The organism is Saccharopolyspora montiporae (genome assembly GCF_015209505.1).
Classification (GTDB): Bacteria; Actinomycetota; Actinomycetes; order Mycobacteriales; family Pseudonocardiaceae; genus Saccharopolyspora; species Saccharopolyspora montiporae.
In genome coordinates this window covers 1-10,937 of the sequence record NZ_JADEYC010000034.1, presented here as the reverse complement: position 1 = coordinate 10,937, position 10,937 = coordinate 1, and the positions used below count along the sequence as shown (strand labels likewise).

Sequence of the window (10,937 nt, the reverse complement as noted above, 5' to 3'; positions counted from 1 at the left end):
CATCCGGATGCAATCGAGGTGTTGCGATGTTGATGAACCAGGTCGAGACCGCTCTGATCAACTCCCCACCACGGCGGTGGCTGCAGCGCTACTACGAGGTGCCCTGGATGCGCCGCCTCGGCGGGCCGCTGCCGCCCGGGGCGCGGGTGCTGGAGCTGGGCTGCGGACCGGGCTGCGGCACCCAGCTGCTCCTGGACCGCTTCGGCGCCGGCCACGTCGACGCCGTCGACCTGGATGCCGCGGTGATCACCCGAGCCCGGCGGCGCCTGACCCGCCGCCACGGCCGGTACGTGCTCGGGGTGGCCACCTACCGGCCCTAGCCAAAACCACCCCGAGCACGGTGTCACCGTTCGTCGTCCTCGGAGGGCTCCTGCGGGTCGCGCAGCGGCCGCAGACCCTGGGCCAGATCGGCCGGCAGCAGGAACGAATACCGGCCCAGCATGTTGATGTGGTGACGCACGAACGGTGACAGCCGGGCCGCGTCTTCGTCTCGGACCTCGTAGCCGCCGTCGCGCAGTTCGGCGATCGCGGCGTCGAGGTAGCGGGTGTTGAACAGCACGATCGCGTTGAGCACCAGGCCAAGCGCTCCGAGCTGGTCTTCCATGCCCTCGTAGTAGCGCTGGCGCAGTTCGCCGCGCTGGCCGTGGAAGATCCGCCGCGCGAGGGCGTGGCGGCCTTCCTGGAGGTTGGCCTGGGCTTTGATGTCGCGGCGGTAGCCGGTGTCGTCGACCATGCGCAGCACGTGCAGGGTCTTGGCGATCCGCCCGTAGTGCGCGATGGCCTCGCCCAGCGGGGTGGGGTGGCCGTCGCGGGAGAGCATCCGGATCACATCGTGCGCCCGCACGGCGCCGGTGTGGATGGAGGCGGTGACCCGCAGGATGTCGTCCCAGTTCCGCCGGATCCGCTCCAAATCGATGCGGCCGCGGGCGGCGGTGGCGAAGGCCCCGTAGTCGGCCTTGGTGTTGATACGCCACAGCTTTTGATCCGGCAGGTCAGCCAGCTGCGGGGCGTAGGTGAACCCGGCCAGGGTGAGCAGCCCAAAGACGATATCGGAGTAGCTGGCGGTGTCGGTGACGATCATCTGCGGCTTCTGCCCGCCGTCGCGGTCATAGAGCACGTCCAGGACGTGCAGGGAGTCGCGCGGGGTGCCGGCCACGACCTTCCCGGCGAGCCCGGCGGCCTGGTCGTTGAGCATGTTCAGCCAGGTCGCGCCGCGTTTCTGGCCCCAGTAGTGCGGGTTGTGGCGGGCGTTGATGGTCTGCACCGGCACAACGAACCGCATGCCGTCGACGCTGGCCAGGTGCCCACCACCCCAGGTCTGGGCGAGCCCAATGCCGGCCTGGTGCTCGATGAGGGCGGCGTTGGCGGCCTTGAGCGTGTCCATCCGCAGGTAGGTGGCGTCGACGTGCGCGAGCCGGTCGCTGGTCAACGCGGGCACGCCGTGCTTGATGACCGGAGTCCAGCCGATGTTGCAGGACTCGCTCACCAGCAGCGCGGCGATCGAGATGTGCAGGTCCGCGAGGCGGGCCTCGCCGCCGGTGATCGAGGTGAACGCCGCATCGGCGCCGGTCCAGGACAACACCTCCAGCAGCACCTCCGGGAGATCGACGCGGGGCAGCATCCGGTTGGTCAGCACCCGCAGGTTCTCCAAGCTCGGCGGCTCCGCTTCGGCCGGCAGCGCCGACAGGTGCAGGCGGCCGTGTTCGTCGAAGCGCACCGCGGTGTTGTCCGGCAGCCCGGCGGTGACCTCGCGGAAGGTGGCATCCAGCGCTGCGGCGCGTTCGTCGAGGTGCTCGTCGGGGTCGGCCGATAGGCCGAGGCTGGACAGCACCACCGGCTTCGCCGTGGTCCACGCGGTGCCGGCGAGGAGCTTGGCGCGCGGGTCGCCCCACTTGCTGGACTTGACCGCGAAGATGTCCCGGCGTCGCAGGCAGCGGTGGAACTGCTCCAGCACGCAGAAGGTGTAGGCCCGCCAATCGATCGCGCCCGGTTCCAGCTCCGGGGCGTGCAGCACCAGGCGACGCCAGGAGCCGATCAGCAGCTGCTCGTCGATCTCCGAGCGGGCGACCTTGTTCCGGCCGCCACCCCACAACCTCGGCAGATCCCGCAACGCCGCCAGCACCCGCTCGCCGTCCGGGGCGGCTCCGAAGCGGATCACCTCGCACAACAACGGCAGGAACGGCCGCACCGTGGCGAACCGTTTCACCAGCTCCGCGCGCCACGCCTCATCGGCGTCGGAATCCGGCGGACCGGCCAGCTCGACCACCGCCGTCAGCGCGTCGGCGAGCTCGGAACGGGGTACCACGGCCTCGATCTCGGCCCACACCTGCGCCAAGCTCACCGGCTCCACCGCGTCGCCGTCGTCGGCGGCTTGCTCGGCGAGGTCGTCGTGCGCGCCGGTGACCTCCAGCAGCACTCCGAGCGCGGCCGCGAGCTTCGCCGACGCCTTGCCCAGCTTGGGCAGGGTGCGCAGCTTCTCCTTCGCCGATTCCCGCTCCGCGCGGGCCAGCAGCTTCGAGGCGATCAGCACGTCGAGGAGGTCCAGGGCGTCATCGACCGCCCGGGTCTGCAAGTAGGTCACCGTGGCCAGCAGCGTCGCCGCACGCCGGGAATCCCCGTGGCGGCGCAGCAGACTGGCCTTGCCCTGCACCCCGTACCGCGACAACTCCGCCAACCGGCGCGGCGGCACCACCTCGGCGTCGACCTCGGCGAACCCGAGCCCGAGGATCTCCGACGCGCGCTGGAGCGCGTCGACCATCGCCGGACCCGACACCCGCACCGGCGGCCGGCACAGCCGATCCAGGTGCGAGTTCCGGTGCCCATCAGGCACTTCCAGCAGCCCATCCAGCGCTGTGCGCTGCTCATCGTCGAGCAGATCGTGCAGCGTGTCCCACAACCGCTGATTCGCCGCCTCCCGCCGCGACGCCACGAGCCGCACCAACGTCGTCACCCCGGGCAGCAGCACCTTCCGTTCCCGCAACCACCCCACAGCGGCGTCGAACAGCGCCTTCGGCCCGTCCCCGGTGGTCCAGGCGCGGGCCTCGATCCACTCGCCCAACTCGCCCTCGACCTCGGAGAACTCCCGCCACACCTCAGCGCTGCGGATCTCCCACTGGTGTTCCAGCCGCGTCATCGACCGTTCGCCGTAGGACTTCACACACGAGGCATCCGCGATGCCGAGCTGCTCGGCGAGATAGTCAACCAACTCCGCCGGCACCCCCAGCGGCTCCTCGAGGAACGCCCCAGCATTGCGCACCGTCACCAGTTGCAACGCGAATCCGAGCCGGTTGTAGTCACGCCGCTTGGACTCGACCAGGCCGCGGTCGACGTCGTCGAGGAAGAAGAACCGCTCCAACTCCGCCCGGGACAACGACTCCGGCAACCGCCCGTAAGCCGCGGCCTGCTCATCGGACAAGAACTCAACGGGCACCCCAGTGCCTCCTGCTGCTCACACCGCCCACCGTGGCGGAACCGCGGCGTACATCAGCAGCAACCGACAACCAAGGTCAACTCGGCAAACCCGCTGGTCAAGCCTTAGCGCTGTTCTCCGTTCCGATGTTCCTCACCGCCCCGATCGCCGTGCACGTCGCCGCCGGAGTTCAGACTCTCGCCGCCGGCCTGTTCTGGCTGATCAGCACGGCAGCCTGTTGGCGGCCGTACTGCCGACTGCCATGTTCGGCCTGAGCTTCCTGCAAGCCGATCTCGGTAACGGCTCGACTCTCGACTGGCACGTGCCACTCGCCGTGGCACTGCTCATCGCGGTGGTACTCGTGCCGGCCTGGGCGCGGTCACCACACCGAGCCCGTGACGAAGCCTGATCCGGCTACGAAAGGTCGGGGCCGCGTTCAGTGCTCCCGGGAGCGCAGGCCCTCCAACAGCATCGTGGTGAGCGACTCGGCGACCCTGTCGCGATCGAGGGCCCGGCCTTCGAGTCGGGCCACGGTCGCGGAGAACCATCGTCACGATGATCCAAGAGTGGTGCCGCGAAGGTAAGTTCCCCGAGCTGCAGCGGCGCCGATCGACGACGCGCGAACACACGTAGCACCGTCCTCGTGCGAGCGGCACGAACCGGGCCCCGTTCGTCGGTGCCGCGGCACCTGGTTCTTTACCCGATGTACCGCACGACTCGGCGAACGCGCCGGGCACGGGCACCACCAGCACACGCCCCCACGAACCCGCGTCCCGAGCCTGGACACGGAGATCGGGTCAACGGTAGGTTCCGGCAACGAAGACGAGAAATCGTTTGCTCACCTGGGTCGGCACAACGTCGCAAGCGGGCCGTTCGGTTCGCGTCCACCGCACGGGAGAGTGACGGGATCGTGGTCGAAACTCCGGAAGCGCCAGCGCGGACGACGCCCGGACTGCGCGGAGGCCGCGCCTTCTACGTGTTCGGCGCGCTCGGCGCGGTGCTCTACGGCTACGACACCGGTGTGATCGGTGGCGCGATGCTGTTCCTCAGCGACCAATGGCGCCTGAGCCCTGTCCAGGAAGGCGTGCTCACCAGCTGCATCCTGGTCGGGGCGATGCTCGGTGCCCTCGGTGGCGGACCGCTGGCCGATCGGATCGGGCGGCGCGGCGTCATCCTGGGGTGTTCGGTGATCTTCGTCGGCGGCGCGCTGGCCTCGGCCCTCGCGCTCGACGTGGCCACCCTGGTGCTGTCCCGCACGGTACTCGGACTGGCCGTCGGTGGCGCCTCGGTGATCGTTCCGCTGTATCTGGCCGAGATGGCACCGACCCGGATCCGCGGTGCGATCGCGACGCTGAACCAGACGCTGATCATCACCGGGGTGGGGCTGGCGGCGCTGGTGACGTTCTTGGCCCGCACCGAAGGTGCCTGGCGGCTGTCGTTCGGTCTCGGGGCGCTCCCGGCCCTCGTCCTGCTCGCCGGGATCGCGTTCATGCCCGAGACACCGCGCTGGCTGGTGCGCAAGGGCCGGGTGGGGCAGGCCCGGGCGGTCCTGGCGCTGACCCGCCGACCCGAGGTCCTCGACGCCGAGCTCGCCGAGATGCAGCAGGTCGACACCAGAAGGGACGGCAGGGCCGGGTTCACCGCGCTGTTCGGCCGGCGATGGATCCGCACCACGCTGATCGTCGGCATCGGTCTCGCGGTCGGCCAGCAGCTCACCGGGATCAACGCGATCGTCTACTACACACCGCGGATCCTGGAATCGCTCGGCGCAACGCAGAGTTTCGCGCTGTTGTTCGGCGTGATCAACACGGTTCCGAACCTGATCGCCGTCGCGTTCGCCGCGCGCCTGGTCGACCGGGTGGGCCGCAAACCCCTGCTGCTGTACGGCAGCCTCGGCACGGCCGCCGGGATGTTGGCGCTTGGTGCGCCGCACCTGTTCGGTGCCGCCGAGGCCGTGGTGAACACCGGTGGTGTGGTCGGGCTCGTGGTGTTCACCGTGTCGTTCTCGCTGACCTGGGGCCCGGTGCTGTGGGTGATGCTGTCCGAGATCTTCCCGCTGAGCGTGCGCGGCACGGCGATGGGGTTGGCGACGATCGCGAACTGGGTGGTCAACTTCGCTGTGTCGCTCACGCTGCCGATCCTGATCAGCGCGTGGGGTTCGGGTGCGGTATTCAGCATGTACGCGGTGTTCGGCGTGCTGATCTTCGGGTTCGTGCACCGCTGGGTGCAGGAGACGAAGGGCCGCAGCCTGGAGCAGATCGAAACCGACCTGTCGGCGGCATGACAGCGGGAGGAGTCCGGCGATGACGGTGCGCTACGACAAGCACGGCAGCAGCTTGCGGGACCTGGTTCGGTTACGCGACAGCCGCAGGCGCCGGGTGTCGAGTTGGGACCGCAGCGGCGGCAACGATGATCGCCGCACCATCGCGCCCGGGGCGACCGCGACCCTGGCCGAGATCGCGGGAGCGGGCAGCATCACCCATATCTGGGTCACGGTCGCCAACGAGCAGATGGCGGTCAACCCGTGGATGCGGGAACCGGATTACCTGCGCAGGCTCGTGCTGCGCGCCTACTGGGACGGTGAGGCCGATGCCAGTGTGGAGGTTCCGCTGGGCGACTTCTTCGGTGTCGGCCACGGCACGACCCGCAACTTCGTGTCCGCTCCGCTGCAGATGAGCCCGGAAGACGGCAAGTCGTTCAACTGCTTTTTCCACATGCCCTTCGCCGCGGGGGCTCGGCTGGAGGTCACCAGCGAACTGGAGCACGAGAACGTTGTCGTCTACTACTACATCGACTACGAGGAGTTCGACGAGCTCGAAGACGGCATCGGGCGCTTCCACGCGCAGTACCGCCAGGCGCTGCCGTGCGCGGGCGTCGAGCAGGCCTCGCAGACCAATGCCGAGTTCCTGCTGACCGGCACGAACCTCGACGGGACGGACAACTACACCGTTCTCGACGCGCAGGGCCGCGGGCATTACGTCGGCTGCGTGCTCAACGTGCGCAATGCGCGCGAGACCAGCGAGTGGAATTGGTACGGCGAGGGCGATGACATGATCTTCCTCGACGGCGAGTCCTGGCCGCCGTCGCTGCACGGGACCGGGACGGAGGACTACTTCAACACGGCCTGGTGCCCGACCCAGACGTATTCCGCGCCGTACCACGGGATCACCATGCCGGGCGGGGAGAATTGGAGCGGTCGGATCAGCCTGTACCGCTTCCACATCGAGGATCCGGTCACGTTCTCCCGCTCGATCCGGGTGAGCATCGAGCACGGTCACGCCAACAAGCGCTCCGACGACTTCTCCTCGGTGGCGTACTGGTACCAGCAGGAGCCGCACCGGCCGTTCACTTTGCCGGCCGTGCACGAGCGGGTTCCGCACCCGGGCTGAGCGCCCGCCCGGGGGCGCGTGCGCTGCTGCTACCGGCCGGTGCGTTCCCGGTGGGCACATCCGGGCCAGCAGCACGGCCGCCGCTGGCCGGCTTCCAGTTCCTCCTGGGTCCGGCGGATGCGGCGCCGGCGGGTGGCGTCCTGCTTGGCGTCGCCGACCCAGCAGAGGAACTCGTTGCGCGCCAGCGGCGTGATGTCGTTCCAGGCGTCCAGGGCCGCGGGGTTGGCCAGCAGCGCCTGTTCGAGGTCGGCGGGCAGCTCGTGCACGACCCCGCCGGAAATGTCCTGGCTGCTCACGCCACCCAGCCTAGCGCAGCCGGATCGCGGGTCGCTGGCGTCGAGGGGGTCAGCGCACGACCGCGTGGGCGCCGACCATGTCCGACACCTTGAGCACGCTGCCGGCAGCCAGCGCCTCGGCCCGCAGCCGCTGGGCGAGGGTGTCGATGCCGATCTCGTCCTCGCCGGCGATGCCGGATTCGACCAGCACCGGCAGCATGCTGCGCAGCGTGCTCTCGGCGTAGTCGTGGACATCGCTGTTGGTGGCGCTGACGGCGGCGGCCTCCAGCCGCATCTGCGGTTCGCCGAGCCCGGCTTCGGTGACGATGCGGTGCAGGTTGAAGCCGATGTGCGGGTCGATGCCCGCGTGCTGCACCGCCGCCCGCATCCAGGACCACACCTGCTGCCACAGCGGTGTGGGCGGGTGGACCGTGAACGACTCCGGCAACCAGTTCGGTTCCTGCACGGCCACGATCGCCCCTGGCCGCAGGTGGGTGCGCACCGCGCGCAGCGCCGCGGCCGGGTCGGCGAGATACATCAGCGCCAAGCGCTCCACGACGGCGTCGAAGGTCTGGTCGGGTTCGATCGTGCGGAGGTCGCCGTCGAGGAAGGTGACGTTGTCCAGTCCGGCCGCGGCGGCGCGGGCGCGGGCGGTGCGCAGGACTCCCGGGTCGGTGTCCACGCCGAGGACCGTGCCGGTGGGGCCGACGAATTCGGCGGCCAGCAGCGCCACGTCGCCGGCGCCGGAGCCCAGGTCCAGCACGGACATGCCCTCGCTGAGGCCGGCGTCGGTGAACAACCGGCGGGTGAGCGGATCCCGGAACGCGGCTTGGCGGATCAGGCGCTGGGTCTCGGCGTCGCTGTGCCCGACGAGGTAGGCGGGATCGTCGCGATCTCCGCGTGGTGCGCGGACCATGGCGCCTCCCCTGTTTCCGATCCGGCAACGCTGCGAGCTGGTACCGAGCATGCGCGGTGCGCGACCCGGGTGCCAGCGCGTCCCCGCGGGCGCTGGCTTCTTCGTCGCCGGGTAGCACGGTCGGGTCGGCGTCGAAGAACTCGGCATATTGAAACGTGTTCCAGTGTTGTGGTGTACTCGGCGTTGCCCCTCAACGATCACCACCGGCGCGGCACACGAGCAGATATCACGAGTTGACCAGGGGTTACCCCTCGCCGCGCGGAGAGAGCCAGCGGCACCGCACCGCCGGACTGACCCCTGTGGACAATATCGTGTTCTCGTTACAAACCCGTTCTGTGGCCTCGATCGTTTCGCACCGACAGGAGCCGGCGTGACCGACTGGACCCACCGCTACGCCCGGATCAACGGACTCGACGTGCACTACGTCGAACAGGGCACCGGCCCGCTGGTGGTGCTGCTGCACGGGTTCCCGCACCTGTGGTTCAGCTGGCGCCACCAGATCGGCCCGATCGCCGAAGCCGGATACCGCGTCGTGGCACCGGACCTGCGCGGCATGGGCGGCACCAGCGGGCCGACCGAGGTCCGCGAGTACGACGTGGACCGCATCGTGGCCGACCTGATCGGGCTGCTCGACCACCTCGGTGAGCAGCGGGCAGTGTTCAGCGGGCTGGACTTCGGCCTGTTCGCCGCCTACGACCTCGCCCAGCACCACCCGGACCGGATGCGCGCGATCATCGGGCTGGAGAACCCGTTCTTCACCCCGGACGACACCCCGCCGCTGACCCGCGCCGCCCGGCACGCCCGCAAGCGGTTCAACCACATCCACTACTTCCAGCAACCCGGTGCCGACGCGGACCTGGACGCGGCGCCGCGCGAGTTCCTGCGCAAGGTCTTCTACGCCCTGTCCAGCGACTACCACTACCTGGACGTGTGGAAGAAACCACCGGGCACCGGCTACCTCGACGCGCTGCCGGAGACCCCGGCGCTGCCGTGGTCGTGGCTGACCGAGCTGGAGCTGGAATTCTACGTCGCCGCCTACAGCCGCAGCGGCTTCACCGGCGGGCTGAACTGGTACCGGGCCATGGACCTGTGCTGGCAGTACCGCAGGTCCTACGCCGACCGCAAGAACCCCGTCCCGTTCTTCTTCCTCGGCAGCACCGAGGACGTCGACCTGCAGGCCTGGCACGGCCAGGATCCGCTCAACCAGCTGCGCCACCACCACGCCGACCTGCGCGAGGTGCGCATGCTCGACCACGCCGGACACATGATGCAGCTGGAAAAGCCCGCGCAGACCACCGCAGCGATGCTCGATTTCCTGGCCGCCCTGTGAGGAGGACGCACGTGCCCGCACCCGAATCCCGCACCGTCGTGGTCACCGGCGCCACCCGCGGCGCCGGCAAGGGCATCGCCGTGGCCCTGGGCGCCACCGGCGCGACGGTCTACGTCACCGGCCGCACCCGCGACACCGACACCACCGACGCCCCCGGATCGGTGCAGGCCACCGCCCGCGAGATCGACGCCCGCGGCGGCACCGGCATCCCGCTGGTGTGCGACCACGCCGACGACGAGCAGGTCCGCGCCGCCTTCGAACAGGTCGAAGGCGAACGCGGCAGTGTGGACATCCTGGTCAACAACGCGTTCACGATCCCCGGCGGGCTGACCGACCCGGGCCCGTTCTGGCACAAGCCCCTCGGGTTACACAGCATGTTCGAGGTCGGCCTGCGCTCGACCTACGTCGCCAGCTACTACGCCGCTCCGCTGCTGGTCGCCGCAGGCGGCGGGCTGGTGGTCAACACCTCCTCGTTCGGCGGCCGCTGCTACATGCACGGGCCGGCCTACGGGGCGGGCAAAGCCGCGGTCGACAAGATGGCCCACGACATGGCCGTCGACTTCCAACCGCACGGCGTGGCCGTGATCGCGCTGTGGATGGGCATCCTCAAAACCGAACGCATCCGCGCCGCGCTGGACTCCGGCACGGTGCCCGAGCGCTACCGGGCGATCGCGGCCGTGGCCGAAGATCCGCAATTCAGCGGTCGCGTCATCGACGCACTGGCCCGCGACCCGGCGTTGATGAGCCGCACCGGTCACGTGCTCATCGGCGCGGAGATCGGTGCCGAGCTCGGTGTCGTCGACGTCGACGGCAGCACGCCGGTCTCGCACCGCGCGACGTTGGGCGACCCGCCGACGTTCAGCACCGCCGTCGTGGACTGACGCCTCACCGCCGCGGCAGGATCCCCGCAGCGGCCCAGCTGGCGCGGGCGGCCTCGCGGTCGGCCGACGTGGGCTGCCGGTCGGGGCGCCAGTCGGCGGGACTGACCACACCGGGTTCCAGCACCGCGTACCCGGGCATGAGCGCGTGCGCCGCGCTGCTGCGGCGCAACGTCAGCGGGGTCGCGGTGCGGCGGTAGATCGCCATGCCCTCCGCGGTCCGGTCGGTGCTGAGGTGCTCATCGGTGGCGTGCGAGACCGCGAGCAGGCTGCCGGCCGCGCACGCGTCGCGATACGCCGCCACCACCGCCGGTGGGTCGCGGTCCTCGGGCAGGAAATGCAGCACCGAAACCATCAGCACCGCCAACGGCCGCGCGAAGTCGAGCAACCCGGCCACTCCCGGGGCCGCCAGCACGGCCGCCGGATCGCCCAGATCGGCCTGCGTGACGCTGACCCGGGAGTCGTTGCTGAGCAGCCGCCGCGCGTGCGCGACCGCGACCGGCTCGTGGTCGACGTAGGCCACCCGCGCCGCCGGCTCGATCGCGTGGGCCACCTCGTGCACATTGCCGATCGTGGGAATGCCCGAACCGAGATCGAGGAACTGGCTGATGCCCAGCTGCAGGCTGCAGCGCACCACCCGGGCCAGGAACGCGCGGTTGGCGCGAGCAGTGGCGGCCACGTCCGGCAGCACCGCCAGCTGCTGCTCGGCCGCCGCCCGGTCGACGGCGAAGTTCTGCGAC

General features: G+C 70.0%; 9 protein-coding genes. 5 read left to right on the top strand and 4 right to left on the bottom strand.

The window, feature by feature from the left end:
* The first annotated feature begins 26 nt into the window (after positions 1-26).
* Positions 27-320 carry a class I SAM-dependent methyltransferase gene (locus IQ251_RS17070; protein WP_228047309.1) on the top strand — a complete coding sequence of 98 codons (294 nt, stop codon included), beginning with the start codon at positions 27-29 and terminating at the stop codon, positions 318-320.
* A 23-nt stretch (positions 321-343) separates the two neighbouring features.
* On the opposite strand, the gene IQ251_RS17065 is transcribed toward IQ251_RS17070, so the two are convergent.
* Positions 344-3,430 carry a Tn3 family transposase gene (locus tag IQ251_RS17065; RefSeq protein ID WP_193929614.1) on the bottom strand — a complete coding sequence of 1,029 codons (3,087 nt, stop codon included), beginning with the start codon at positions 3,428-3,430 and terminating at the stop codon, positions 344-346.
* Between the two features lie 889 nt (positions 3,431-4,319).
* Here IQ251_RS17065 and IQ251_RS17060 point away from each other — a divergent pair.
* A complete protein-coding gene (locus tag IQ251_RS17060; RefSeq protein WP_193929613.1) occupies positions 4,320-5,693 on the top strand; it encodes a sugar porter family MFS transporter in 1,374 nt (457 codons plus the stop codon).
* A gap of 19 nt (positions 5,694-5,712) precedes the next feature.
* On the top strand, positions 5,713-6,798 hold the full coding sequence (locus IQ251_RS17055) for a glycoside hydrolase family 172 protein (RefSeq protein WP_193929612.1): 1,086 nt from the start codon (positions 5,713-5,715) through the stop codon (positions 6,796-6,798).
* A gap of 29 nt (positions 6,799-6,827) precedes the next feature.
* On the opposite strand, the gene IQ251_RS17050 is transcribed toward IQ251_RS17055, so the two are convergent.
* Positions 6,828-7,094: a YdeI/OmpD-associated family protein gene (locus tag IQ251_RS17050; protein WP_193929611.1), complete on the bottom strand. Its 267-nt coding sequence runs from the start codon at positions 7,092-7,094 to the stop codon at positions 6,828-6,830.
* 49 nt (positions 7,095-7,143) lie between these two features.
* Complete coding sequence (locus IQ251_RS17045) at positions 7,144-7,989, bottom strand: class I SAM-dependent methyltransferase (RefSeq protein WP_193929610.1); 846 nt, start codon at positions 7,987-7,989, stop codon at positions 7,144-7,146.
* A 370-nt stretch (positions 7,990-8,359) separates the two neighbouring features.
* On the opposite strand from IQ251_RS17045, the gene IQ251_RS17040 reads away from it, so the two are divergent.
* Together IQ251_RS17040 and IQ251_RS17035 are read left to right on the top strand one after the other, a co-directional pair.
* Positions 8,360-9,319, top strand: a complete 960-nt coding sequence (locus tag IQ251_RS17040) for an alpha/beta hydrolase (RefSeq protein ID WP_193929609.1) — start codon at positions 8,360-8,362, stop codon at positions 9,317-9,319.
* An 11-nt stretch (positions 9,320-9,330) separates the two neighbouring features.
* The gene (locus IQ251_RS17035) at positions 9,331-10,200 is read left to right on the top strand and encodes an SDR family NAD(P)-dependent oxidoreductase (RefSeq protein WP_193929608.1); all 870 of its coding nucleotides are present in this window, start codon (positions 9,331-9,333) and stop codon (positions 10,198-10,200) included.
* A 4-nt stretch (positions 10,201-10,204) separates the two neighbouring features.
* Here IQ251_RS17035 and IQ251_RS17030 read toward each other — a convergent pair.
* The coding region (locus IQ251_RS17030; RefSeq protein WP_193929607.1) for an SAM-dependent methyltransferase at positions 10,205-10,937 on the bottom strand (733 nt) is incomplete at its 5' end.

Coding starts and splice junctions, on each gene's coding strand:
- IQ251_RS17070 (WP_228047309.1), top strand. CDS start 27: ATGTTGATGAACCAGGTCGAGACCGCTCTGATCAACTCCCCACCACGG.
- IQ251_RS17055 (WP_193929612.1), top strand. CDS start 5,713: ATGACGGTGCGCTACGACAAGCACGGCAGCAGCTTGCGGGACCTGGTT.
- IQ251_RS17045 (WP_193929610.1), bottom strand. CDS start 7,989: ATGGTCCGCGCACCACGCGGAGATCGCGACGATCCCGCCTACCTCGTC.